Genomic DNA, 24,738 nt, shown 5'->3' on the forward strand with positions numbered 1-24,738 from the left:
CCACAGCGACGTCATTTCTTTGTGGACAACCGCGCGTCATCCCCTTGGCGCGCGTTTCCGTTTCTGTCAGGTTTGACCCATGTCACTGCCCCCTGGATTTCTGGATGAATTGCGCACCCGGCTCAGCCTGTCTCAGGTCGTTGGGCGCAAAGTCATGTGGGATGCGCGGAAATCGAACCAGGGCAAAGGTGACATGTGGGCGCCTTGCCCGTTCCACCACGAAAAGACCGCGTCGTTCCATGTTGATGATCAAAAGGGCTTTTATTACTGCTTCGGATGCCACGCCAAAGGGGATGCGATCAGCTTTGTGAAAGAGACCGAGAATGTCTCGTTCATCGAAGCCGTTGAGATTTTGGCGCGCGAGGCCGGCATGCCGATGCCTGCTCGTGACCCCAAAGCACAGGAAAAACAAGACCGCCGAACGCAGCTTGCCGAAGTGATGGAGCAGGCGGTGCAGTTTTTCCGGCTTCAACTGAAAACCGGAGCAGGGGCGGACGCGCGGGGCTATCTGTCGCGCCGGGGTCTGGATGCGGAGGCGCTGGATCGCTGGGAAATCGGATTCGCGCCGGATGGCTGGCAAGGTCTGTGGGATCATCTGCGCGGCAAGAATGTCGACGAGGACCTGATCCTTGGGGCAGGGCTGGCCAAGCCTTCGAACAAGGGGAAGAAACCCTATGACACTTTCCGAAACCGTATCATGTACCCGATCCGCGATGCGCGTGGTCGGTGCATTGCCTTTGGCGGTCGGGCAATGGACCCAAATGACAATGCGAAATACCTGAACTCGCCTGAAACCGAATTGTTCGACAAGGGGCGTAGCCTATACAATCAGGGACCAGCCCGGCAGGCGGCAGGCAAAGGGCAGCCGCTGATTGTGGCCGAAGGGTATATGGACGTCATCGCGCTGGCCGAGGCTGGCTTTGGCGCGTCAGTCGCGCCTTTGGGAACCGCAATAACCGAGCATCAGCTGCAATTGCTTTGGCGTATTTCAGACGAGCCGATTATTGCGCTGGATGGTGATACAGCCGGGTTGCGCGCAGCGATGCGGGCGGTTGATCTGGCGCTGCCGTTGCTGGAGGCCGGTAAATCCCTGCGCTTTGCACTTTTGCCAGAGGGTAAGGACCCAGACGATCTACTGCGCGTCGAAGGGGCAGGGGCCGTGCAAACAGTGCTGGACCGAGCGGTCCCGATGGTGAAGTTGCTGTGGCAGCGTGAAACCGATGGCAAGATCTTTGACAGTCCGGAGCGCCGGGCGGCATTGGAACAGATCTTGCGTGAAAAGACGACGTTGATCCGTGACGGTTCCATCCGCTCTCACTACGAACGCGAAATAAAGGATCTGTGCTGGAAGCTTTTCCGCCCGCAAAGACAATCGCAGAGCCGCCCTTGGTCGCCGCGCGGCAAGTGGAAACCGCAACCGCAACCCGCCACCCCCGGCGCGCGCGCGTCATTTCTGGCTTCATCCGAGAACGCTGATATTCGCATGCGCGAGGCCGCAATTTTGGCCATCGCAATTCTGAATCCCAAGGTTGTTGTTCAGTTTGAACATCAGCTGGAGGACATGGATTGTCATGATCCCGATCACGCTGCCTTGCGACACTCCCTGTTGCGACATGCGATCGACGATCCGGACAACTTGCAGGACCACATTGCCGAAACTTTGGGGGCCGAAGCCCTTGAAAACCTGTTGAGCCTTCGCCATGTGGCAGTCATCCCCTGTGTGTTCAAACCAGGCGACGTTGAAAAGGCCGAGATGACTCTGGCCGAGGAACTCGCGAAAATCAAAGCGCTCCGGGGGTTGGATGCCGAGATTGCCGAAGCCGAAGAGGAACTGTCCGATCTGGCAGACGAAGCGTTGACCTATCGGTTGGCTCAGGCCGCCGAAGAGCGCAACCGAACAAGCCGTAGCCAGAACGAAGACAAGGCCGTTTTCGACATCGCGGATAACGGTGCGCGAATCAACCGCGACGAGAAAGACGCGTTCAAGGCGATCACATCAGGTATCAATTTCGAGCGGAAACGTCGTTAAAGTGATGTTTTCGTAAGGCACTGGAAAAGAAAAACAGGTAAACGGGTGGCCGAATCACTTCAACGCGCTAATGATTCGGCTCTAACGAATCACCCATCCCTGCAGGAGCATTGAATGGCCGCCAAGGATACGAACGAAGACCGCAAATCCGACGAGCAGGAACAGGAAATCTCGCTGGACATGAGTCAGGCCAACGTCAAGAAGATGATCGCCGAGGCCCGCGAGAAAGGTTACATAACCTACGACCAGCTCAATCAGGTTCTGCCGCCTGATCAGGTCAGCTCGGAACAGATAGAAGATGTAATGTCGATGCTGTCCGAAATGGGCATTAATATCATCGAAGACGAAGAGGCCGAAGAGGAAGAGCAGAAAGGCTCGACCGATCTGGTCACCACCGATACGAATCGCGAAGTAACTCTGGCTGGTTCGCAAACGGAAAAGCTCGACCGTACAGACGACCCCGTCCGCATGTATCTGCGCGAAATGGGCAGCGTCGAACTGCTGAGCCGCGAGGGCGAAATTGCCATCGCCAAGCGGATCGAAGCAGGTCGAAACACAATGATCCTTGGGCTGTGCGAAAGCCCGCTGACCTTCCAGGCGATTACGATCTGGCACGACGAATTGCTGTCCGAAGATATTCTGCTGCGTGACGTCATCGATCTGGAAACCACCTTTGGCAACCAGATGGACGAAGACGGCGACGTTGAAGAGCCGGTTGTCGACACATCGGCCGTTTCGGCGGCAAAGCCTGAAAAGGACACCGGACCGGAGTTAGATGCGGATGGAAATCCGATTGCTCAGGACGACGATGATGACGAAGACGAACAGGCCAACATGTCGCTCGCTGCGATGGAAGCCGCGCTGAAGGATCAGGTTCTGACTACTTTGGAACGGATCTCGACCGATTTTGCGATGCTTTCTGAAATGCAGGACAGCCGGATTTCGGCCACTCTGAACGAAGACGACACGTTCAGCGCGAAAGACGAAGAGACCTATCAGAAACTGCGCGCTGAAATCGTTGAGTTGGTGAACGGACTTCATCTTCACAACAACCGTATCGAAGCGTTGATCGACCAGCTTTATGGTATCAACCGCCGCATCATGTCTTTGGACAGTTCGATGGTGAAATTGGCCGATCAGGCCCGTATTAACCGGCGTGAGTTCATCGATGCCTATCGTGGACGCGAATTGGACCCGAATTGGCTGGCTGAGATGGCTGAAAAGCCGGGACGCGGCTGGCAGATGTTCATCGAACGCTCGACCGATAAGGTTGAAGAACTGCGCAACGATATGGCCCAGGTTGGTCAGTATATCGGCCTGGACATCCCTGAATTCCGCCGCATCGTGCAGCAGGTTCAGAAGGGCGAGAAAGAGGCCCGTCAGGCCAAGAAAGAGATGGTCGAAGCTAACCTTCGTCTGGTGATCTCGATTGCCAAAAAGTACACGAACCGTGGCCTGCAATTCCTTGATCTTATTCAGGAAGGTAACATCGGATTGATGAAGGCGGTCGACAAGTTCGAATACCGTCGTGGGTACAAGTTCTCGACCTATGCGACTTGGTGGATCCGTCAGGCGATCACGCGGTCTATCGCGGATCAGGCCCGGACCATCCGTATTCCGGTCCATATGATCGAGACGATCAACAAGCTGGTCCGCACCGGTCGTCAGATGCTGCATGAGATTGGCCGTGAGCCGACGCCAGAAGAACTGGCTGAAAAGCTGCAGATGCCGCTTGAGAAGGTTCGCAAGGTGATGAAAATCGCTAAGGAACCGATCTCTCTGGAAACGCCCATCGGCGACGAGGAAGACAGCCAGCTTGGCGATTTCATCGAGGACAAGAATGCCGTGCTGCCGCTCGACAGCGCCATTCAGGAGAACCTCAAGGAAACCACGACCCGGGTTCTGGCCTCGCTCACCCCGCGCGAGGAACGGGTTCTGCGGATGCGGTTCGGCATTGGTATGAACACCGACCACACACTGGAAGAGGTGGGCCAACAGTTCAGCGTGACCCGTGAACGGATCCGTCAGATCGAAGCGAAAGCGCTGCGAAAACTAAAACATCCCAGCAGATCGCGCAAACTGCGATCGTTCCTGGATCAATAGAAAAGGGCGCCTCGATTTGAGGCGCCTTTTTTTGTTTTAGGAAACAGCAATTTGGCGGCATTGCCAAAAAACTTTGGCAGGAAATCAAAAGAACCCGAATTGCTCCGTTTCTATGTTCGGCTTGTCCACTCATGGGACGGGCCGGGGCGAGGTAGAAATTGCTGATGACCCTGGTTTCAGGCAGGGCGCTTCCTCTCTTCGATAACTCCTGTCGCGCCACAAGGGCCATTTCGACTGGACGAGGCCGAAGTGGAAACTTCAACGCCTAGCCAACGGCTTCTGACTGTATTCACACATTCCTTGTGGTTCTTTCTTGTCGCATTGCCGTAGTCAGTATCGCATGACATCCTGAAAAAAATTTTTCTCGGCAGGGATGTCAGGGATATGGAATGTGGTGCGAGTCCAGAGATGTTCAATGGGAAAAACCTGATTGTTTTTGATGGCGAATGCGTTTTGTGTTCGAGGTTTTTTCAATTCATGCTCAAGCGGGATCGGTCGCGGCGGTTTCAGTTTGCGACGGCGCAGTCGCCGTTGGGTCAGTATCTGTTTCGGCAGCTTGGGCTGCCGACGCGAGATTTTCAGACCAACCTGGTTGTGGTCGACGGTAAGGTTTACCAGCGCCTGGACGCATTCGCTGCAGCTATGCAGCAATTGCCGATGGCGTGGCCAGTGCTGTCACTTTGCCGGTTTCTTCCTGCCATGTTGAAAGATCCGTTATATAACGCCATTGCACGAAACAGATACGCGATTTTTGGGCGCGCTGAGCTCTGCTTTGTGCCGGATGCAGATATGCGATCGCGTTTTGCACAGCAGGGGTTTCAGAGTGAGTGATCCGTTTCTAACTGCTCTGCCGGCTGTGACGGAATTGCCAACAGCAGTGTGTACCCTGCACAGTTCTGAAGGGCGCTTCACCGGGCGTTGTCGGATTGAACGCGGTCAAGGAAGGCTTGTTGCCATGGCGTTGCGTCTGGGTCGATTTCCTCCGGCGAGCAGCAACACGCCCGTTCAGGTCACAATCAGTGGGGACGGTCAGAGATGGTGCTGGGTACGCGATTTCAATGGCCATAGGATGCAATCCAGCCTGACATATGATCACGACACAGGATGCGTCCGCGAAGATTTCGGCGCGATGTCGATATGGTTGCAACCGTCTTTCGACGGGCAGCGGCTTGGAATTTCTATTCACCGATTGACCATCCTGGGACTTCCAGTCCCGAAGTTTCTTTTGCCTCGTTCCGATACAATTGAATGGCAGGACGACCGCGGGCGTTTTAGGTTTGATGTTGCGGCAGAGGCGCCCGGTCTGGGATTGTTGATCCGATATCAAGGCTGGCTCACGCCAGTTCACGGAGCATCGGGTCAAAGCTGAATTGATTGTGATCCCCACTATGCAGGGTTAATCCGTGATCTAACGTTTTAGGCACACGCAATTAGGGAAGATGATAGCTATGAAACAGATTATTGTAAGCGCCACTCTCGCTGCCTTTGCGTTCAGCATTCCTGCGACTGCTGATGCCGCACCAAACGGATATCGGACCGAGCCGATAAACAGCACAGAATTCGAAGTTATTCCTAGGGCGCGTCAAGATACAGATGGATATTGGTGCGCCGCGGCGGATTTTGCCCGACGCAAGTTGGGGGCAGGATGGCAGCAGCGCATCTATGTGTTGCGCGGATATGGACCTAGCGTGACGACTGGGCGCAGAACAGCGGTGCAGTTTTCACTTAAACCCCCGGCAGGGGGCGTTCCTCAGCAAAGCAGCTTTATCACGGTTGGCTTCCCGGTGGGCTACAGCATGTCGGTTCAAGGCGCCAATGGCCGCTGTAACATTCGTCCGTTTCTCCGCTAAGGAGCGCATGGGAGGCTCGCATTGCAGGCAGAATTCACAATTCAAACGCAGGGGCCGGGTCTGTATGAATTCACTGATGAGATAGTTCGGTGGTCAAATTTAGTGGCGACGGATGGCGTGTTGACCCTGTTCGTCCGCCACACGTCCTGTTCCTTGATGATACAAGAGAATGCCGACCCTGAAGTGCAAACCGATCTGCGTGCGTTTTTCGATAGGCTTGTTCCCCCGTCTGACCACCCGTCCATGGCGTATCTGCGGCACACCTATGAAGGACCAGACGAAATGCCGGCGCATATCAAAGCCGCTTTGATGCCTGTGTCACTGTCGATACCAGTGTCTCAAGGGCGCCCACATCTTGGCACATGGCAGGGCATTTACCTGGTCGAACATCGCGCTTCACCCCATACACGCTTAGTTGCGGCCCATCTGGGCTGACACTTTATTTAGCGGTGTAAATTTCCGACTACCCAAATCCTAGCGGCTGCCCTATAGTTGTGGATAAGTAAGCCGTAGCGCTTACAAAAAGAGGCCGAACAAGGGACGAGGAGACGGCGGATGCGCTGCCCGTTTTGCGGAAACATCGATACTCAGGTCAAGGATTCACGCCCGGCAGAGGATCACGTCGCGATCCGTCGGCGCAGATTCTGCCCGGCCTGTGGGGGCCGGTTCACGACATATGAGCGCGTTCAACTGCGCGACTTGGTCGTTATCAAAACCAACGGTAAACGGGAAGATTTTGATCGGGACAAGCTGGAACGCTCGATCCGCATCTCGATGCAAAAGCGTCCGGTGGATCCTGAACGGATCGATCAGATGATCTCGGGCATCGTGCGCCGATTGGAAAGCATGGGGGATACCGATATTCCCTCCAACAAGATCGGAGAAATCGTCATGGAAGCTCTGGCGCGGATCGATACCGTTGCCTATGTTCGCTTTGCGAGCGTATACAAGAATTTCCAGGCGGCCGATGATTTCGAGGAGTTTGTCCACGAACTGCGCCCGCCGCAGCCTTCGACGGACGAGTGAGCGACACAGATAAGCGATTTATGGCGTTGGCCTTGTCTTTGGGCCAGCGCGGCCAAGGCAGATGCTGGCCCAACCCCGCCGTCGGGTGTGTCATAGTGCAAGACGGGCGGATTGTTGGTCGTGGTTGGACACAACCCGGCGGACGCCCCCATGCCGAGACCGAAGCATTAACGCAGGCCGGTGCGGCAGCCCGTGGTGCGACAGCCTATGTTTCACTGGAACCGTGCGCCCATCATGGCAAAACACCACCTTGCGCCGAAGCTTTGATTGCCGCTGGCGTAGGTCGCGTCGTTGCTGCGCTTGAGGACAGCGATCCGCGTGTGGCGGGGCAAGGCTTTGCAATGCTGCGCGATGCGGGGATCAAAGTTGAAACTGGTGTTTTGGCAGATCAGGCGGCGCTGCACCTGGCTGGCTTCTTTCTGAAAACTGAACAAGGCCGCCCCTTTGTAACGCTGAAACTGGCCAGCAGCTTTGATGGGCGGATCGCGACCGCGACAGGCCACAGCCAATGGATCACTGGCCCAATATCCAGACGCGCGGTCCACGCAATGCGGGCGCGTCATGATGCGGTGATGGTCGGGGCAGGCACGGCGCGCGCAGATGATCCGTCTTTGACTGTGCGAGATGTTGGCGCAACTCATCAGCCCGTGCGCGTTGTCGTGTCGCGGCATATGGATTTGCCGCTGATGGGCCAGTTGGCGCGTACGGCGTCCGAAATTCCGGTTTGGTTGTGCCATGGCCCACACCCGGATGCCGATCGGGCTCGGGCGTGGGAGGGGTTAGACGCACGTTTGATACCCTGCACCCTGAAAGATCACCATATTGATGCGGTCGATGTGCTGCAGCAACTGGGCCATGCAGGTTTGACCAGCGTCTTCTGTGAGGGTGGGGCCGCGCTGGCTGCCTCATTGCTGGCAGGGGATCTGGTTGACGAGCTGGTAGGGTTCACAGCAGGACTGACCATCGGGGCCGAAGGTCTTGCTGCTATTGGAACGCTGGGGTTGGAGAAACTGGATGCTGCCCCCCGTTTCGAGCTCGTCGAAACGCGCGCACTAGGGGACGATGTATTCCACCGATGGCGACGATCTACGCAATAGGCGAGATGCTCAACGCCACAGATGGGCATAGGTTGCGAAGATGCCTTGCAGTTTAGACAGAATACGGTTCAGCGGTCTGGGATGAGCGACGTAACCGCTCGACAGGCGCTCGACGACGATTTCAACGGGGCAGGGCTGTCCTGTGACGGGGTCCATATAGCGCGGGTAGTCGATCAACGTCGCATGAATCAAACCCATTAGAGAAGGTCGCGCGCCCCGACGTGCTGGGACCGTGCCAAGATCGGTGGTCAGCCCCCAGCCTGCATAAAATGGTGCACCCAGCGTCGTGACTTTAACCCCTCGTAAAAGCGCTTCGAACCCAGTCAGCGAGGTCATGGTCCAGAGCTCGTCGACTTGCGCCAACAAAGCCGTTGGATCCGTGTTTTCGGCCACCACATCTGCTAGTTTGTGGGCGTAAATCTTTCCCTCCCGCAGACCAGCTTCGACGTCAGGATGAGGCTTGTAGATCAATACTGCGTCTGGATGCGCATCCCGCGCGGCACTTAGCAGGCCCATATTCGTGCGCACCTCACCGGTTCCCAACAAGATAGACGCATCATCTTCAACTTGCCCCGGAACCAGGACCCGATGACCTTCAGGAAGTGAAAGACTGGTGCCGCCGGTATTGTATTTACTCAACCCTTTGGACAGCAGCTGTCCTACCATGCGCTCGACCCTTTGTTCCTGATCGGGTCGCAGGGTTTCACGTTTTGCGATCAGTTCTTCCAACCGGCTGGGCCGTGTCGGATCGTAGTAAATCCCCAGATCATCCGTCACCAGCGAGAATGGGGGCACAAGTTCTGCTCCTAGCCCACGCGAACGCAGAAAGCCGTCCTCGACCCGTGTGGCGTCTTCGATGCCTCTGGCCTGACTGGCCCAGACCATATGCGGACGTTTTGATACTGTAGGGGTTGCCGAGAAAAACCGAATCTTTTGGTGCCGCCCAAACATTTGCTGCAGGTGTCTGCGCTTCCACAGACGCATCCCCGAAGCCGTCCAGCCCAAATGATCCTGGCGCCACGCCCGGGTCTGCGCCTCTAACGTGTCCAATACGGTTTCAAGCTCACAAAGCTGGTCCCGATATGGGTCATACCATGTGGGGTAAAGCAGCATGGCTGCGGCAAACAGTTGCGCCCGGGTCAGATTGCGTTGGCGGCGTGGGATTGGGTTTTCATCCTCTGTCAGGCCCCAACCAGCATAGAAAGGGTGTCCAAAAACGCGTGGTTTGTGGCCCGCCAGGATCGCCTCGAACCCCATTTGCGAAGACAAGGTGTAAACACCGACAGCCCCATCCAACAACGACCACGGGCTTATTGGCTTGCGCAGAACAGACACCCGATCCGACTGGTCCTGGTCCGAGAAGTACCCTTTACGGTGACCTGCAAGCGTTTCCGGGTGCGCCTTGATCAGAACGCGCATTCCGGGGTTTTCTTCCTGAGCAATCACCAGCATTTCTCGGAAACGGGCATGGTCGCCACCGCTGGCTGTCACAGCCGCATCGCCCTGTGTTTGATCAATGACAAGAACATAACCGGGTTCGGGTGGTTGAACGTCCAAGTCAAAAGCCGAGTATTTGCTGAGGTGCAGTTCTTTCAACCGCTCAATCGCGCCACGTGCCCGGTTCAGCAAGGCGGTGTCATCTAACGGGTGAGACGACAGAAGCGTTTCGAGATCCGACGGCGTTTCGGGGTCAAAATGCAGGCCGGTTTGATCCAATAACAGACCCAGCGGCGCTTCACCGCCCCGACCCGGGTGTAGTGACCTGAGGAAGGCATCCTCTACGCGCAGGATCGACGTGTTGTGTTTCTTCGCGACATGCATCCCGCGATAGGCGGTTGGACTGTTTCCCCAAACACCCACAGCATCGCTTTGCTGAGGTAGGCCAAGACGTATGTCATACCCGGCCAGCGACAGAATGCGCCTGATGCGCTTGTTTGTAAGAAAACCACCGTTGTAGACAAACAGCCGGGTGCGCTCAGCCCCGGCTGGGGCGCCCCGATCCAGGACCATTCATCAGTTACCCGATAGCGTAGCTATGTTTGCAACCGGGGTCAGCCCGCCCGCAATAAGCGAGATTGATTTGCTCCACTGGGCGTAGGGGGCTTCGGTCACATAGATTGTGTCGTCGTCGCGAATAACAAAGTCCCGCGCAACGAAAAGGCCGTTTGGCGCCGTCAGGTTCAACAGATAGATCAACCGTTGCTCCCCCTGCAAGTCAGCGCGTCCCATCACGTTGCGGGCAACATCCTGCCGTTCTTTGCGTAGAATGAAGATCCCAGTGGGGTCCGATGACAAGGTCAGCAATCCGCCAACCTGTGCCAAAGCCTCAAGCGCGGAAAGGTCCTGACTTTCAAACGCGACCCGGGATTGTCCACCCGTGGCGCCCAGCGCGATGTAGGATCGGCTGTCTTCTTCCACCAGGATGCGATCCCCACCGCGCAACGCAACATCCAGCCTGGGATTGCGGAACAGATCCTCGTACCAGATGGTGCCTTTCTGATCGCCGCGGATCAGGGTCACAAGCGCAATATCCGAGGCGACAGAAACACCACCAGCCTGAGACAACATACCCAGCAAAGATCGGGTAGGCCGTTCAATCGGGTAGATGCCAGGCGCCGCAACGGTGCCCGTCAGGGACACGGTCGATCCGTCACCTGCGACACGGCGTACTTCGACCTGAGGGTCAGGTGTTTGTTCCTGAAGCTTGTTTGTGATCAAAACGCGCAGTTGCTCTGGCGTGTTGCCTGCGGCGCGCATGCGACCGGCATAGGGGACAAAGATGAACCCTTCGCTGTCGACCTGAACTTCGTCCAGCGCGGTGGCCGCACCGGTTTCACCGGACAAAAGGCCATCGTCGACGTTTTCCCAGATGGTCAAACCAAGAACATCACCCGGTCGCACCGTATCAGCCGTCAGAGTCTGTGCGGTGCTGAATGAGGAAGAAAACCCGTATTGCGGGACAGCGGAGGTGGCTCTGGCCACGCGGTCATCCACCTCGACAACAAACGCATTGCCGCCGTTTTCGACAGAACCGGCCAGGATCTCGTTTTTGTTAGGCCCGGACTTGGGAAGTTGGCAGGCGGCCAGAAGGCCAAACGCCGCGACAAGGGAAATCCCCCGCATCCATCGGATTGGAAAGCTCTGCACTGCCGAATATCCTCAAGTTTTTTAGTTTTCGGCAGAATACCGCTTTGGAATCGCAACTTCCAGTCGCAGATGGCCAGAGCTACTCAACGATTCTCAACTGTGGCGTTATCGCCTCGTTGCTTTTCAGGACAGATTGGTAGGGATCATGGATCTGAAGCATCATATCTACCATCCGCCGCAACAGCTGTCGGCGACCACGACGGGAGTAAAACCCGCCCGGTATCTGGCTGGTTTCCAAAAGGAATTGGCGGTAACTGCGGTATGCGTCGCCGTCAGGAGCGCTGGGATTGGCAAAAAACGCAGCTATGGATTGTTGTGAGACAAATTCAGGCTTGTCGTAAACTGATTTCCCAAAGATGCGCAGCGGGATATCGCGCCACAAAACCTGCTGACCCGCCGTCGAATTGATTGTCACGGCAGAGTTCGCCTCGTCCAGCAGTTTGGCGAGTTTGCCGCCGGGCACATAATGAACCCGGCCCTGAATTCCGTATTCCTTCGCCAATTGCCGCACGCGGCGGCGCAGCGGCTCGCGGTGGTTTTCCAGTGGGTGTTCCTTAACGACCAATCGGTGATGCTTGGGTGCGCCTTGGGCGAAACCCTCGATCACCGTCTCCAGAAATTCGCTCATGCTGGAAAAGTCGGAATGAGCCTGCACCGAGCTGTCGTGACCCAATTGCAGCAGCGCGAGGTGATAGGGAAACCCGCCCGAGCGCACGCGTGCGGTTGCCCAACTGCGTTGCACACGATGGAACGGCATAAGGATAAGCCGTTTGAAATACAGCATGAATTCTCGTGAGACGGGCAATTCCCGGTGGCGCTTGAAGTTACGGTAGCGCCCGTTCAGGAATAGGACGAACCAATGATATAGCGCGCCGTAGAAAATGTGCTGCCGCATGTCCCCCCAGTGGGACGGCGGTGGCGGCGCTTTGGACGCGGACGCCTCCAGCGCATGTTGCATCTGATCGATGTCCAGTGACATCAGGCGTGAATTGCCGTTCGACCCGCCCCGTTCATAGGTCACCCACCATGGGCGAAGGTACCCTTCTTCGAACACATGGACCATCACGCCGCGGGATTTGGCGATTTCCGCCGCACGGGCGTGGACTGGGCGGGTATCGCCATATAGCACGATGTCCGTCACACCTTTGCCAACGATCAGGTCAACCAAGGCATCCGGCCATTGTTCAATCGTGTCTCGGAACGGAATGTAGCTTGCTTTTTCAGACCAGAATGCACGATCCCCGGCATTGAAGCCTACGCGCCACGTTTGCGCCCCCGACGCGCGCAGCATGCGTCCCAGAGCATTGAAAAATGGCCCATGTGGTCCCTGCAAGAACAGGAAGACGCGACCTTTGGAACCTGAAAACGAGTGGTGCATGTAATCTGCTTTAGTCTTAGTTATTGTCAAAACTATGCCCGTTTCGCCCAATTCCAACAAGCCAGGGCTTGCCCGCCAGGGTTACTGAGCGTAACTCGACAGTGATAGTCAGGCACAGGTTATGAACTGAGGGTTAACGGAATGTTTACAGGGATCGTTACAGATGTTGGCACTGTCGTCGAGTTGGAGCAGCAAGGTGACCTGCGCGCGCGGATCAAGACGGCCTATGACACTGCGGGCATCGATATAGGTGCGTCCATCGCCAGCGACGGTGTTTGCCTGACTGTGATTGCACTGGGTGACGATTGGTACGACGTCCAAATCAGTGCCGAGACCGTGTCCAAAACCAATGTGGAAAGCTGGACGATTGGTAAGCGGATCAATCTGGAGCGTGCTCTGAAGGTTGGTGATGAACTGGGCGGCCACATCGTCTCGGGGCATGTCGATGGCGTGGCAGAGGTGGTCGAAGTCGCCGACGAAGGCGACAGCACCCGTGTCACCTTGCGCGCGCCAAAAGATCTGGCGCGGTTTATCGCACCAAAGGGGTCGGTTGCCTTGAACGGCACGTCGCTGACTGTAAACGATGTTGAGGGCTGCGATTTCGGGATCAATTTCATTCCACACACCAAGGACGTTACGACCTGGGGCGACGTATCAAAGGGCGACCGTGTCAACCTCGAGATCGACACACTTGCACGCTACGTCGCCCGTTTGGCCGAAATGACCTGACCTGATGGGGGCACACAACGTCGCGTCGCGGCTAGCCAGCGCCGTTTGCGGTCTGGCCTTTGGGCGCGTGGTGGTCTATCCCGCCCTGCAGATATGCTCTTGTGAAAGGCTGCCCCATGAGCTTTGAAACACCCGGACCGGTTGAGGCCGAGCTGCGCGACGCGATCAGCCCGATCGAAGAGATCATCGACGAGGCGCGCAAAGGCCGGATGTACATTCTGGTCGATCACGAAGATCGCGAAAACGAAGGCGATCTGGTGATCGCTGCCGAGTTTGCGGATGCCGAGGCGATCAACTTCATGGCCACCCATGGGCGCGGTCTGATCTGTCTGCCAATGACGGCGGAACGTATCGATTTGCTGGGTCTGCCAATGATGGCAGTGAATAATTCGTCCCGTCACGAAACAGCATTTACCGTTTCGATCGAGGCGCGCGAGGGCGTGTCGACCGGGATTTCTGCCGCTGATCGCGCGCTGACCGTAGCGACTGCGATCAACGAGCAAAACACCATGGCGCATATCGCGACACCCGGTCATGTTTTCCCGCTGCGGGCTAAGCGGGGTGGGGTGCTGGTGCGCGCGGGTCATACCGAGGCCGCGGTCGATATCTCGCGGTTGGCAGGGTTGAACCCTTCGGGCGTGATTTGTGAGATCATGAAGGCTGACGGCACCATGGCACGCCTGCCGGATCTGGTGGCTTTTGCCAAAGAGCATGACATGAAGATCGGCACCATCAGTGATCTGATCACGTATCGGTCTCGCAACGACAATCTGGTGGTCGAAACCTCGCGTGAAACGGTCACCTCGGAATATGGCGGCGATTGGGAGATGCGGATTTTCACCGATCAGACCCACGGCATCGAACATGTCGTCATGATCAAAGGCGATATCACGACACCCGAGCCCGTTCTGACACGCACCCATGCCCTGCACGAAGCGCCCGATATTCTGGGCCTGGGACCCAAACCGCCACAGGAACTGCCCCGTGCGATGGAAATCATCGCTGCCGAAGGACGAGGTGTGGTCTGCCTGTTCCGTCAGCCGCGCAATTCGCTTTACGCGGCCGAGGACGAAGGGCCGAGGACCATCAAGCAAACCGGCCTTGGGGCTCAGATCCTGTCCAAGATGGGCGTTCAGGAGTTAATCTTGCTGACCGACTCACCAGAAACCAAATATCTGGGTCTGGACGCCTTTGGTCTGTCCATCGTCGGAAACCGCTCCATTCTCAAGGAGGGATGATCATGGCTGAACAAGACAAACACGGCGTTCTGCCAACGCCAACATTCGACCGCCCGGTGAAATTGTTGATTGTCGTCGCGCCGTTCTACCGCGCCATCGCTGACAACCTGGTTGCCGGTGCCAAGACCGAGATCGAAGAGGCAGGCGGCACCTGTGACGTGGTCGAAGTGCCCGGTGCGCTGGAAATCCCCACCGCCATCGCCATGGCTGACCGTCAGTGCAATTTCGACGGCTATGTTGCATTGGGCTGTGTCATTCGCGGAGAGACCACGCACTATGAGACGGTGTGCAATGACTCCAGCCGCGCCATCCAGTTGATGGGTCTGCAAGGTCTGTGCATCGGTAACGGCATCCTTACGGTCGAGAATGACGATCAGGCCGAGGTGCGCGCCAACCCTGAAAAGATGAACAAAGGCGGCGGGGCGGCCGCTGCGGCCTTGCATCTGATCGCACTCAGCCGTAAGTGGGGCGCTTCGAAAAAGGGCGTTGGCTTCAAGCCGCCGTCCGAGTCCATCCTTGTGGCGGGCGATAGCAACGGACCCACGACAGCATGACCCAGAAAGACGCGCCGAAACCGGCCAACCGGAAACGCCTGATGAAATCCGCCGCGCGGCTGTACGCCGTGCAGGCACTGTTCCAGATGGAGCAGTCGGGCCAGACGACCGAACAGGTTGTTGGTGAGTTTCTGGATCACCGGTTTGGCGCGGTCTATGAGGGTGACGAAATGCTGGATGGCGATATCTCGGTGTTTCGCGGGTTGGTGGATGATGCGGTGAATTACCAGGCGCCCATCGACCAGTTGACCGACCGTGCGCTGGTTGCGAAATGGCCGATTTCCCGGATTGACCCAACGCTGCGGGCATTGTTTCGCGCAGCAGGGGCTGAACTGACGCAAAGTGATACGCCGCCCAAAGTGGTAATCACCGAATTTGTCGATGTGGCGCGCGCTTTTTTCCCGGAAGGCAAAGAACCCAAATTCGTCAACGCCGTCCTGGATCATATGGCCCACGAAGCGAAGCCCGAGGCGTTCTGACACGTTTACCCGAACCTCACATGCACTAGACTCAAGGTCATAGTTCAAGGAGGTTCGTCATGCCCAAACTGATCCGCCTATATATCACTCAGGTTGCTTGGGGCTTTGCGATTTCGGCTGTGTTTGTCGGAGTGCTTTTGGCCTTGAACGTCGCCAACCTGCGTCACTTGATTACAAGCTCTGAGATTGGCCTGATTGCCCTTGTCATGATCTGGTTCATGAATGGGATCGTCTTTGCAGGCGTGCAGTTTGCCTACGCGATCATGAGCATGGCTGACAAACCGCAAGGCCCACGCCGCGGTACCCCCGTCGTGCACAGCTTCGAGCCCTCAGTTGCAAAGCAAGAAGCCAAGGCAGGGCGCTGATGTTAGTTTAAGAAGTGTGGCGGGACCACCAGTCAACCGTGTGGTTTGATTCCCGAGGACCTGTATGTACAGGTGGGCGCCAGGTAATCAGGCCAGAACCTGAACAGAGCCAGCCCCCTCGGAATTGCTTAAGGCCACCAGAATGCTACCTGTCACAAGAAGGGCAGAACCCGCCACGCGCCTAAGTAGGCTGTACGGCGGGCTTGCACAAGGGGTCAGGCGTCAACTGTTTCGTGCAGCGCGGTGCGCATCTTGCCAAAATGTTCGTCCCATCCATTGTCCAGGGCCAAGATCAGGGCAAAGGCTTCTGCGCCCTGGGGCAAGCCTTCGTGCTGCAGGCCAAGGCGTGTGCCTCCTGCGACGGGGTCCAGGGTCCATTTGACAACACTCACGGCTTCCCCCATGGGTTTGACCGTGAACGTATACTCCAAGTATTTCGGCGGCTGCGCGACCCGCACCTCTCCCCAGATCAGCAGATCGCCGCTGGTTGTTCCAAACATCTCGAGCTTTTGCCCTTGGGCCAGCGGGTGTTCGGGTTTGTGAAACCATTCTGCCAACCTGTCAGGCTCGGTCAGATAGGCCCAAACAGTTTCAGGTTCAGCGCGTAGGAAGATCGTTTTTTGCAGAACGGCGTCAGTCATTTCTTTTTCCTTTCAATAGCTTCTTTGAGAGAGTTGAGGCGATCATCCCAGAACTGATCGAAGTAGCTGAGCCAGTCGAGCACTGGGGCCAGGCCCTGAGGTTCAAGTCGGTTAATACGTTCTCTTCCACGCGCCTCGACCGAAATCAGTCCGCCGTCCGAAAGAACGGTTAGGTGCTTTTTTACAGCGGCGCGGGTCATATCGAACCGGTCAGTAAGTTGCCCGATCGTCATCTCTTGGGCGGCAAGGATTTGTACGATGTCCCGACGGGTGGGATCAGCAAGGGCACGAAAGGCGTTTTGGGTTTGGATATGCATCAGTAACCTCAATTGGGATACCATTTGGTTCTATATAAGTATGATACTAAATGGTATCATGTCAAGACAGCTGTCTACTTTACTTTTGTTCGCTAATTGTTCACATTCCTGACATGACGTTGGATCTGCAGCCTGGACAGAAACTGGCACGGGGCGTGTCGCGCCACTTAAGCGCGCACGGCTTTGTGTCTGTTGAGGAATTCGTGCCGCAACGTGGATTGCGTGTGGATGTCATGGGGTTGGGCCCCAAGGGTGAACTATGGGTGATTGAGTGCAAGTCCAGCCGTGCTGATTTCCAGTCAGACTCCAAGTGGCAGGGCTATCTGGACTGGTGTGATCGGTTTTTCTGGGCGGTGGACACCGAGTTTCCAACCGATCTGTTGCCCAACGAAACGGGGCTGATCATCGCAGACGCCTACGATGCCGAAATCATTCGTATGGCCCCGGAAGACAGGGTGGCTCCGGCTCGCCGAAAAAAAATGATCCAAAAATTCGCCACAGATGCAGCGCACCGCCTGCAGATGCTGCGTGATCCTAGGCTTTGACGGCTCGGGCAGCCTGCGCGGCAGCGCGGAGTTCGTCAGCGATTTCTTCGGCTTCCTCGGGTTCGAAATCCATTGGAACTTCGACCCCATCTGCCTCGATGAACAGCCGCACCATGCCGTGATCTGTCGGCCCGATCTGAAGGTTCGCCTGAATGTCGCGTTCGGTGTTAATGCCCATGTGTGCCTCCGGGACTGAGCGTTCGTGCTAGCGCGCGAAGGGTTGAGAATCAAGTCACCTTTGCTATCAGATGCGGTATGGAAGACGTTGTTCTCAGACCGTTTCGCCCCGATGACGCACCTTGGCTGATCGAACAGCACGGCACGCTGTATGCACAGGCTGAAGGGTTTGACGACAGCTTCGGCCAGCTCGTGGCGCAGATTTTGGATGACTTCATCGCCGAGCATGATCCGTCGCGGGAGCGGGGTTGGATTGCCGAAAAAGGCGGGCAGAGACTAGGTAGTATTTTCTGTGTCTCCCTGACCCAAGAAACAGCAAAGCTGCGGTTGTTTCTGTTGGTTCCACAGGCGCGCGGGTTGGGTTTGGGAAAGCGCCTTCTGGCCGCCTGTACAGGGTTTGCACGCAACGTTGGGTATCAGGAAATGGCGTTGTGGACCCACGAAAGCCACAAGGCGGCCTGTGCGCTGTATCGGGCAAACGGCTGGCAGCTATTAGACAGTAAACCTGTGCGGTCTTTTGGCGTCGATCTTGTTGAACAAAGCTGGAGAATTCGGCTTTAATCCTCTTGCATTCCGGGGGCGCGTTCGGTAAATCGCCCCTCACGAGTGCCGCCTTAGCTCAGTTGGTTAGAGCGCTGGATTGTGGATCCAGAGGTCCCCTGTTCAAGCCAGGGAGGCGGTACCAGCTCTCTAAAAAATCAGAACAATATGGCGTCGTGAGCGTTGATTCCGCGATGAGAGCTTCAGGTGCGCAGTTTGATCAGCGCGCCAGGTTCAGCCTGAATTTCATCTTGCCTTGTTTGGCGACGGGAAGATGCCGGTTCAGATGTGTGTTGATCAGGCCAAAGCCCCAGACGATCACCAGAGTCAGCACGATGAAATAAAACGCCAGGATCGGGTAGGGGACAAACGGGTTGAATGTCTTGTCGGCAAAGTAGCTGGCATAGTACAGCGCATCACCCCGTTGCTGCCAGGCAGGAAAGGCAGAAAAATACACCAGCGTGGTTGCGTGGAACAGAAAGATTGCCTCGTTGGTATACGCGGGCCAGGCCAACCGCAGCATCGTGGGCCAGACGATCCGGCGGAACCGGGACCAGCCGGACATCCCATAGGCATCTGCCGCCTCCAGATCGCCTTTGGGGATCGACCGCAGCGCGCCATAGAAAATCTCACCTGTGTAAGCTGCCGTGTTCAGGAACAGCACGATCAACGCCCCCAGCCAGGCCGAGGTGAAGGCGTCAAACATCGGGTAGGGTTTCTTCAATGACAGGAAGAAGAAATAGGCGAAGAAGAATTGGATAAATAGCGGTGAGCCTCGAAACAGGAAGATGAACCACTCGGACGGTTTTCGCAGCCACTTGTTCGCAGAGAATTTCCCAAGCGCCAGTGCAGTGGCCAGAAAGAACCCCGTCGCCAGAGCCATGATCCCGAAATAAACGTTCCAGATCATTCCTGAACCGATCAGGGTGAACTGTTCGCAGAGCGTAAAATCGTTCTTGGGCAGCAGACGCTCGCCAATGCCGATGGATCGCAGGCCGTAGTCCTGAATGGTTTGCAAGCAGCTCATGCCGTCGTCTCCTTGCGCAGCAACTCACCACCGGATGTGGCCTGGCCATGGGACAGCTTTTGCATCAGGCGTTCCAACCCGATTTCCGAAACGCGGGTCATGCCAAGATAGAAAACCAACAGGAACAGAAAGTACCACATGCGCCAGTCGCCATGCGGGTATTGTGTAAACTTTGACGTCTTTGTACCGCCCAACTCGCGGGCCCAGTAGACGATGTCCTCGATTCCCAACAAGAACAGCAGGGGGGTCGCTTTGATCAGCACCATCCACAGGTTGGACAGGCCGGGCAGGGCGTAGACCCACATTTGTGGAACCAGGATGCGCCAGAACGTCTGGCGACGGGTCATCCCATAGGCTTCGGCTGTTTCAAGCTGCGCGTGCGGTACAGCACGCATCCCCCCGAACAGCACATTGGCCGCGAAAGCGCCGAAAACAATTGAGAACGTAATGACCGCCAGCAGGAACCCATAGGTTTCGTGGACCCATTCCGGGGCGGTACCCAGCGGTAGTTTAGCGGCGCGGCAAACGATAAAGTCGTTGCCCTGCCGGATTGGATCCGTCCATTCGGGGCACATGACCTGATGGCGCGTCCATTCGAAGGCCTGATCCAGAGCGATCACGAAAAACAGGAAGAATGCGATGTCCGGCACGCCACGTACAATGGCGATGTATCCTTTGCCCAGCCAGCTGAGGGGCAGGAAATGCGACCGTGCTGCCATCGCGCCTGCAAACCCAAAGCCAAGCGCAACGGGCGCGGTGACGGCCAAAAGTGCCAGAACCTTGATGAAGGACAGGTAGAATGACCAGTGGACGCCATTGGTCAGATAGCACGAAAACCAGCGGAACGTGCCCAGCGTGTCGGGATCAGCGCAGTAGGAGAACATATGGCGTCTTTCGAACGTCGCGCCCGACCTGAAGTCGGGGTAGGTTCGGCGCTAATGCGCGCCGAACCGCAAGACAAATGGCTTAGTTGGTTACAACTGTACCGTCTGTGCCGTAAGTGGCGGTTTCTTCGCCAAACCACTTCTTCAGCATTTCGTTCAGTGTACCGTCCGCCTTCATCGATGTGATGGCTGCATCAAATTTGCCGCGCAGCTCGCCGTCGCTTTCACGCAGGCCCATGCCGATACCACCGCCCAATGGAACCGGATCGCCGATAAAGACCAGCTCGCCACTCGATTCCTCGACCAGCGGTGCCAGATAGTCACGGTCGGCCAGAACGGCGTCCGCTTCGCCGTTACGCACGGCTGCGATGGTTTCTTCCGGAGTTGCGAACTCGACCAGAGTTGCACCGGATTCTGCCACATGGCCCGCTTGAATGGTCGCGGTTTGGGCTGCGACAACACCGCCCGTTACGTCAGCCGCGTCAGACGTCGCAACATAGGCCGATGCGGTGGGTGGAAAATAGTCCTGAGTGAAGTCGATGACTTCGTCACGCTCGTCGGTGATCGACATGCCAGCCGCGATAGTGTCGTAGTTGCCAGAGACCAAGTTTGGAATGATCGAATCCCAGTCGTTCTTGACCCACTCGCAGTCCAGTTCGGCGCGTTTGCAAAGCTCATCGCCCAACTCACGCTCGAAACCGTCGATCTCGCCGGCGTCATTGATGAAGTTGTACGGAGGGTAAGCGCCCTCGGTACCCATGCGAACTGTGTCTGCCATTGCTATACCAGCGGTCAGTGCCAGCGCTGCGGTTGTCAGAATCAGGTTTTTCATTGGTTACTCCCCAGTTTGTTTCTTCCTGAAAGTTATGCCGCCTGAGTGGCGGATAGAAAGCCCCGAAGCCGTTCGGATTCGGGGGACGTAAAGATATCTTCGGCGGTGCCTTCTTCTTCGATCAAACCGTGATGAAGGAACACGACATGGCTTGAGATGTCAGCCGCCATCTTCATATCATGGGTTACGATGATCATGGTACGACCTTCGGCAGCCAGATCTTTGATCACCTTGATGACTTCCTGCTCAAGCTCCGGGTCGAGCGCCGATGTGGGCTCGTCAAACAACAGAGCTTCAGGTTCCATGCACAGACCACGGGCGATGGCCGCTCGTTGCTGCTGGCCACCAGACAATTGGGCCGGGTAAACATCGCACTTGTCGCCGATGCCAACTTTTTCCAGATATCTGCGAGCGCTATCTTCAACCTCAGCCTTATCACGGCCCAGAACCGTAATCGGCGCTTCCATCACGTTCTGCAGGATAGTCAAATGCGCCCAAAGATTGAATTGTTGAAACACCATGGACAGGTTGGTGCGGATCCTCAGAACTTGCTTGGAATCCGCTGGTCTGCGGCTATGGCCTTTCCCCGACCAAAGTACCGGTTCGCCCTTAAACAGGATCTCACCTTCCTGGCTGTCTTCCAACAGGTTGCAGCAGCGCAGAAGCGTCGATTTACCAGAGCCGGACGACCCGATCAACGACACCACGTCTCCTCGATGGGCGGTAATGTCGACCCCTTTTAACACTTCGAGATTGCCGAAGCTTTTGTGAAGGTTGTTGATCTCGATAACGGGAGCGGGTTCTGTCACGGACGGTCCAGTAGCTTGTGGTGTTGGTGCGGTACTAGGGCTTAAAAATCAGAGCAATGCAATGCGCAAATCACCAAACCAAGCCCGGAATCCACCAAAGTGACCAGACGTTTTCACCAAAACGGTCAGCTATTGTGCCGCAGCGCCTGTGGCGTAGGCGGAGTTGGGACGGCAAGATATTGATCCGCGTCTATCGGGATCAGCCCCCGGATGTGGAGCGTCTGCCTGTCTTCTTGTGACAGTTCGACAATGGCTGACTGAACCGCGTCTGCAATCCGGCAAGCATCTCGCCCAAGGGCCGTAATAAAGGGCAGCGCGGGGGTCGGCGAAGTGGCAGCCACTTCACGCAATCTATCCCCCAAATCTGTATGTTCTTCTAGCAAAAGCCAGGTCAGCGCATCCAGCGAGGCAAAATCGGCCGTTCCATCTGCGACGGCTTCGGCGGATAACGCATGCCCGCCCGTTTCCAGCAGCTTTGCCGGCACCAGACTCATCTGAGACAAATGAGTAATTGGCGCGGCCCAGCCTGATTGGGAAAGAGCCTCGTTATAGGCAAAAACACCTTGCGCCAGTTCTTGCAGATCACGCTTATCTTCTGACCGGGCCACAATCACCGAGCGATAATAACCCGGCAGGCATCCTGGCAATCCGTAGTCCGGCGTACCGACCAATTGCACGTGATTATGCAGCTTGGTTCTGTAGGGCATCCCGCAGGTTTGGGCAAAGATCAGTTCCGGGCTCATCCAGACCTTCCACATGTCGCAATTACGGGTCAGTTGCGCTGGACCGTCGTTCAATTCAGCACGAATCAGACCCCAGAACCGATCATTTGCTGGCCGCACGGCAGGCATGTCATACATGCCCAGCATGGCTGTCACGATTTCGCCACGCTCTGCCGTGCCATTGCAGAGTCCACGTCGCTAACACCTAGTAAACTGACGACCAAACGCAGCAGAGAATCTTCTTCACCGGTGCGATGACCGTCAGCCAAGGCAACCGACCAAAGCGCCTGAACTACGGCCAGCCTATCCTCGTAGGCAACAGCCTCTTTGATCGCGCGGGTAAAGCGGACGGTATCCGGTGCCTCTGCTTCCAGGTCTTCGGCTTGCGCGCGCAGGCTCGCCGATTCGAAAGGCGAAAGGCCATACCGCTCGGCTGATATCCGGTCGATGCGGGCCATTTCGGAATCAGCATAGTCGTTGTCGGATCGTGCGATGCGCACCAATAGGGCCGTCAGGGCCAGGCGGGCATCGTCATCGACCATCGGATCGGGCTGAGGCTGGGTCAGCCGGGATAAAAAATCACTAAACATGAGACAGATATAGACTCGGCTTAGCCCGCATCCAAGCGGGATTGCACACGCTCGCGCGCAGCCTGACTGTCATTGAAGCTTAGACCCATCGCTATTCGAGCTTCTTCGACGATCTTCATTTCGCCTTCGTCCATGTTGCCATCCGCGACGACAACTTCCCAAAGCGCCTCTAGCGCAGCCAGACGTTCCTTCAAATCGGTGGTTTCGCGGATTAGCTTCCCGAAGGTGTCGGTTTCTGGGGCAGCAGCGTGCAGCTTTTCGCAGGTGGCGCGCACCTTGGCGGCCTCAATGGCGTTGTGTTGATACAGGCGCGCGAGAATGCGATCGATCAGGCTGATCTCTTCTAGTTTGTAGTCTCGATCCGCTTGGGCAACGCGCACCATCAAAGCCCCTAAAGCCAGTTCGGCATCCGGGTCAGGCAAGTGATCATGTTGCGGCGGTCGAAACGCCTGAAAGAACTTTTTCAGCATGGGAACAGGTTATTCCATATTTTGTGGTCCGCCAAGCGTGGACTACCCGTCATAGCCCTGAATGATCACAAGATCGCCGGTCGAGACCGGGTCGCGCAGGGCTTTGGCCTTTTGATAGGCATCGCTTTCATAACAGGCCTGCGCATCGGCGTAGCTGGGGAATTCGATTACAACCGTGCGGGATCGGGCCTGACCCTCGGGCTCGACCCGCTCGCCTCCGCGCACAAGGAACTTTGCGCCATATTTGGCAAACGCGGCACCGTTCGCGGCGATGTAGTTCTTGTATGTTTCCATGTCGTGCACATCGACATGGGCAACCCAATAGCCTTTGGCCACGGCGCGTCCTCCTGTGGATTCCCAGGCAAGGTGCGAAGGAAACGAAGAAAATGCAATCCCCTAAAGGTGGTCAGTTCGTCGGGCTAATCGCCTTATGCGCATTGTCCTGCAGCCAGGCGAGCATTTGCCGATACGGCACAGGCCCGTAGCTGATCCGTGCCACGCCAAGCCCGGCCAGAGTAGGCGTGTCGGGCGTGCCGGGCAGGGCAATGATGTTGACGGGCAAATCGGTTGCGTCGCACAGCCGTTTGATCATGGCTTCGTCTTTCAGACCAGGGGCGAAGAAACCGCTGGCGCCGGCATCGGCATAGGATCTGGCACGGGAAATGGCTTCGTCTAGCATCGCGTCGTTGTGAGTGTCGGGCGCGGCTTTCAGAAAGACATCAGTGCGGGCGTTGATGAAGGCGGGGATGCCCGCTGCATCGCAGCCTTCACGCATTGCGGCGACCCGGGCCGATTGAGTTTCGATGTCATAAAGGTCTTTTGTGCCAATGATTTGGTCTTCAAAGTTAAAGCCGATGACCCCGGTTTCAAGGGCGTTCTGAACGTTGACTGCGATCTCAGCCGGGTCTTCGGCGTAGGCCCCTTCCAGATCCATCGAGACCGGCAGATCTACCGCCGCGACGATCCGACGGGCGTTATCCAGCGCGTGATCGAAGGGTATGCTCTGACCATCTGCAAAACCCTGCGCCATGGCAACCGGAGCACTGCCCGTGGCCAGCGCCTTGGCCCCGGCATCACGTACGGCACCAGCACTGCCTGCATCCCAGATATTGTAGAGGACAATTGGATCGCCCTTTTTGTGCAGGGCGGCAAAGAGTTCTGCGCGGGTGATTTGATCAGTCATGGCCGG

The 24,738-nt window shown here is 56.6% G+C and carries 30 protein-coding genes and 1 tRNA gene; 16 read left to right on the plus strand and 15 right to left on the minus strand.

Translation table 11 applies throughout. The features are described from left to right. The first annotated feature begins 79 nt into the window (after positions 1-79). From dnaG to ribD, 8 genes are all read left to right on the plus strand, one after another. Positions 80-2,029, plus strand: a complete 1,950-nt coding sequence (dnaG, locus tag Q1B13_RS05485; protein ID WP_299078158.1) for a DNA primase — start codon at positions 80-82, stop codon at positions 2,027-2,029. A gap of 114 nt (positions 2,030-2,143) precedes the next feature. Next, entirely contained in the window at positions 2,144-4,132 is a 1,989-nt protein-coding gene (gene rpoD, locus Q1B13_RS05490; protein WP_298932702.1) for an RNA polymerase sigma factor RpoD, read from the plus strand. 408 nt (positions 4,133-4,540) lie between these two features. Then, on the plus strand, positions 4,541-4,963 hold the full coding sequence (locus tag Q1B13_RS05495) for a thiol-disulfide oxidoreductase DCC family protein (protein ID WP_299078161.1): 423 nt from the start codon (positions 4,541-4,543) through the stop codon (positions 4,961-4,963). Next, complete coding sequence (locus tag Q1B13_RS05500) at positions 4,956-5,501, plus strand: DUF4166 domain-containing protein (RefSeq protein WP_299078166.1); 546 nt, start codon at positions 4,956-4,958, stop codon at positions 5,499-5,501. The genes Q1B13_RS05495 and Q1B13_RS05500 overlap by 8 nt, the downstream gene beginning before the upstream one ends. A 79-nt stretch (positions 5,502-5,580) precedes the next feature. Continuing rightward, positions 5,581-5,982: a hypothetical protein gene (locus Q1B13_RS05505; RefSeq protein WP_298932696.1), complete on the plus strand. Its 402-nt coding sequence runs from the start codon at positions 5,581-5,583 to the stop codon at positions 5,980-5,982. 21 nt (positions 5,983-6,003) lie between these two features. Next, complete coding sequence (locus tag Q1B13_RS05510; RefSeq protein WP_299078169.1) at positions 6,004-6,417, plus strand: secondary thiamine-phosphate synthase enzyme YjbQ; 414 nt, start codon at positions 6,004-6,006, stop codon at positions 6,415-6,417. Between the two features lie 120 nt (positions 6,418-6,537). Beyond that, positions 6,538-7,008 carry a transcriptional regulator NrdR gene (gene nrdR / locus Q1B13_RS05515; RefSeq protein ID WP_117869416.1) on the plus strand — a complete coding sequence of 157 codons (471 nt, stop codon included), beginning with the start codon at positions 6,538-6,540 and terminating at the stop codon, positions 7,006-7,008. Then, a complete protein-coding gene (ribD, locus tag Q1B13_RS05520; protein WP_299078172.1) occupies positions 7,005-8,105 on the plus strand; it encodes a bifunctional diaminohydroxyphosphoribosylaminopyrimidine deaminase/5-amino-6-(5-phosphoribosylamino)uracil reductase RibD in 1,101 nt (366 codons plus the stop codon). The genes nrdR and ribD overlap by 4 nt, the downstream gene beginning before the upstream one ends. 9 nt (positions 8,106-8,114) lie before the next feature. Here ribD and Q1B13_RS05525 read toward each other — a convergent pair whose 3' ends face one another. The 3 genes from Q1B13_RS05525 to Q1B13_RS05535 all read right to left on the minus strand — a co-directional run bounded on the left by Q1B13_RS05525 (position 8,115) and on the right by Q1B13_RS05535 (position 12,630). Then, positions 8,115-10,115 (minus strand): capsular polysaccharide biosynthesis protein, encoded by a 2,001-nt coding sequence (locus tag Q1B13_RS05525; protein ID WP_299078175.1) that lies wholly within the window; start codon positions 10,113-10,115, stop codon positions 8,115-8,117. A 3-nt stretch (positions 10,116-10,118) separates the two neighbouring features. Then, on the minus strand, positions 10,119-11,228 hold the full coding sequence (locus Q1B13_RS05530) for a polysaccharide biosynthesis/export family protein (protein WP_299799729.1): 1,110 nt from the start codon (positions 11,226-11,228) through the stop codon (positions 10,119-10,121). 103 nt (positions 11,229-11,331) lie between these two features. After that, a complete protein-coding gene (locus Q1B13_RS05535) occupies positions 11,332-12,630 on the minus strand; it encodes a capsular biosynthesis protein (RefSeq protein ID WP_299078180.1) in 1,299 nt (432 codons plus the stop codon). A gap of 141 nt (positions 12,631-12,771) precedes the next feature. Between Q1B13_RS05535 and Q1B13_RS05540 the strand changes: the two genes are divergently transcribed. The 5 genes from Q1B13_RS05540 (at position 12,772) to Q1B13_RS05560 (ending at position 15,995) form a co-directional block, all read left to right on the plus strand. Then, positions 12,772-13,359, plus strand: a complete 588-nt coding sequence (locus tag Q1B13_RS05540; protein ID WP_299078183.1) for a riboflavin synthase — start codon at positions 12,772-12,774, stop codon at positions 13,357-13,359. A 116-nt stretch (positions 13,360-13,475) separates the two neighbouring features. Then, positions 13,476-14,597, plus strand: a complete 1,122-nt coding sequence (gene ribB / locus Q1B13_RS05545; RefSeq protein ID WP_298932686.1) for a 3,4-dihydroxy-2-butanone-4-phosphate synthase — start codon at positions 13,476-13,478, stop codon at positions 14,595-14,597. 2 nt (positions 14,598-14,599) lie between these two features. Beyond that, positions 14,600-15,151: a 6,7-dimethyl-8-ribityllumazine synthase gene (locus tag Q1B13_RS05550; RefSeq protein WP_298932685.1), complete on the plus strand. Its 552-nt coding sequence runs from the start codon at positions 14,600-14,602 to the stop codon at positions 15,149-15,151. Further along, positions 15,148-15,630: a transcription antitermination factor NusB gene (gene nusB, locus Q1B13_RS05555; protein WP_298932684.1), complete on the plus strand. Its 483-nt coding sequence runs from the start codon at positions 15,148-15,150 to the stop codon at positions 15,628-15,630. The genes Q1B13_RS05550 and nusB overlap by 4 nt, the downstream gene beginning before the upstream one ends. 59 nt (positions 15,631-15,689) lie before the next feature. Beyond that, positions 15,690-15,995: a hypothetical protein gene (locus Q1B13_RS05560; RefSeq protein WP_299078186.1), complete on the plus strand. Its 306-nt coding sequence runs from the start codon at positions 15,690-15,692 to the stop codon at positions 15,993-15,995. 215 nt (positions 15,996-16,210) lie between these two features. On the opposite strand, the gene Q1B13_RS05565 is transcribed toward Q1B13_RS05560, so the two are convergent. Together Q1B13_RS05565 and Q1B13_RS05570 are read right to left on the minus strand one after the other, a co-directional pair. Then, positions 16,211-16,636, minus strand: a complete 426-nt coding sequence (locus Q1B13_RS05565; protein ID WP_299078193.1) for an SRPBCC domain-containing protein — start codon at positions 16,634-16,636, stop codon at positions 16,211-16,213. After that, positions 16,633-16,953 carry a helix-turn-helix transcriptional regulator gene (locus Q1B13_RS05570; RefSeq protein WP_299078196.1) on the minus strand — a complete coding sequence of 107 codons (321 nt, stop codon included), beginning with the start codon at positions 16,951-16,953 and terminating at the stop codon, positions 16,633-16,635. The genes Q1B13_RS05565 and Q1B13_RS05570 overlap by 4 nt, the downstream gene beginning before the upstream one ends. A gap of 113 nt (positions 16,954-17,066) precedes the next feature. On the opposite strand from Q1B13_RS05570, the gene Q1B13_RS05575 reads away from it, so the two are divergent. Beyond that, positions 17,067-17,498 (plus strand): MmcB family DNA repair protein, encoded by a 432-nt coding sequence (locus tag Q1B13_RS05575; protein WP_299078199.1) that lies wholly within the window; start codon positions 17,067-17,069, stop codon positions 17,496-17,498. Here the strand turns inward: Q1B13_RS05575 and Q1B13_RS05580 are convergent. Continuing rightward, a complete protein-coding gene (locus Q1B13_RS05580; RefSeq protein ID WP_120635781.1) occupies positions 17,488-17,676 on the minus strand; it encodes a DUF6324 family protein in 189 nt (62 codons plus the stop codon). The genes Q1B13_RS05575 and Q1B13_RS05580 overlap by 11 nt on opposite strands. A gap of 77 nt (positions 17,677-17,753) precedes the next feature. On the opposite strand from Q1B13_RS05580, the gene Q1B13_RS05585 reads away from it, so the two are divergent. Continuing rightward, the gene (locus Q1B13_RS05585; protein ID WP_299078202.1) at positions 17,754-18,236 is read left to right on the plus strand and encodes a GNAT family N-acetyltransferase; all 483 of its coding nucleotides are present in this window, start codon (positions 17,754-17,756) and stop codon (positions 18,234-18,236) included. 47 nt (positions 18,237-18,283) lie between these two features. Beyond that, a tRNA-His gene (locus Q1B13_RS05590) sits at positions 18,284-18,360 on the plus strand. Positions 18,361-18,435: 75 nt separating this feature from the next. Here Q1B13_RS05590 and Q1B13_RS05595 read toward each other — a convergent pair. From Q1B13_RS05595 to Q1B13_RS05635, 9 genes are all read right to left on the minus strand, one after another. Continuing rightward, positions 18,436-19,242 carry an ABC transporter permease subunit gene (locus Q1B13_RS05595; RefSeq protein ID WP_299078205.1) on the minus strand — a complete coding sequence of 269 codons (807 nt, stop codon included), beginning with the start codon at positions 19,240-19,242 and terminating at the stop codon, positions 18,436-18,438. Further along, complete coding sequence (locus Q1B13_RS05600; RefSeq protein ID WP_298932672.1) at positions 19,239-20,126, minus strand: ABC transporter permease; 888 nt, start codon at positions 20,124-20,126, stop codon at positions 19,239-19,241. The genes Q1B13_RS05595 and Q1B13_RS05600 overlap by 4 nt, the downstream gene beginning before the upstream one ends. Before the next feature lie 82 nt (positions 20,127-20,208). Next, the gene (locus Q1B13_RS05605; protein ID WP_298932671.1) at positions 20,209-20,958 is read right to left on the minus strand and encodes a transporter substrate-binding domain-containing protein; all 750 of its coding nucleotides are present in this window, start codon (positions 20,956-20,958) and stop codon (positions 20,209-20,211) included. A gap of 32 nt (positions 20,959-20,990) precedes the next feature. After that, a complete protein-coding gene (locus Q1B13_RS05610) occupies positions 20,991-21,767 on the minus strand; it encodes an amino acid ABC transporter ATP-binding protein (protein ID WP_298932669.1) in 777 nt (258 codons plus the stop codon). Between the two features lie 125 nt (positions 21,768-21,892). Beyond that, complete coding sequence (locus tag Q1B13_RS05615; RefSeq protein ID WP_299078798.1) at positions 21,893-22,636, minus strand: PhnD/SsuA/transferrin family substrate-binding protein; 744 nt, start codon at positions 22,634-22,636, stop codon at positions 21,893-21,895. A 5-nt stretch (positions 22,637-22,641) separates the two neighbouring features. Then, a complete protein-coding gene (locus Q1B13_RS05620; RefSeq protein ID WP_298932667.1) occupies positions 22,642-23,079 on the minus strand; it encodes a TerB family tellurite resistance protein in 438 nt (145 codons plus the stop codon). Positions 23,080-23,099: 20 nt separating this feature from the next. Beyond that, positions 23,100-23,549, minus strand: coding sequence for a TerB family tellurite resistance protein (locus Q1B13_RS05625; protein WP_298932665.1), 450 nt, complete (start codon positions 23,547-23,549; stop codon positions 23,100-23,102). 42 nt (positions 23,550-23,591) lie between these two features. Then, on the minus strand, positions 23,592-23,885 hold the full coding sequence (locus tag Q1B13_RS05630; RefSeq protein ID WP_298932663.1) for a DUF1330 domain-containing protein: 294 nt from the start codon (positions 23,883-23,885) through the stop codon (positions 23,592-23,594). Between the two features lie 70 nt (positions 23,886-23,955). Further along, on the minus strand, positions 23,956-24,732 hold the full coding sequence (locus tag Q1B13_RS05635; protein WP_299078210.1) for an isocitrate lyase/phosphoenolpyruvate mutase family protein: 777 nt from the start codon (positions 24,730-24,732) through the stop codon (positions 23,956-23,958). Positions 24,733-24,738 lie beyond the last annotated feature (6 nt).

Origin of the sequence: uncultured Ruegeria sp. (genome assembly GCF_947489545.1) — a bacterium.
GTDB lineage: Bacteria > Pseudomonadota > Alphaproteobacteria > Rhodobacterales > Rhodobacteraceae > Ruegeria.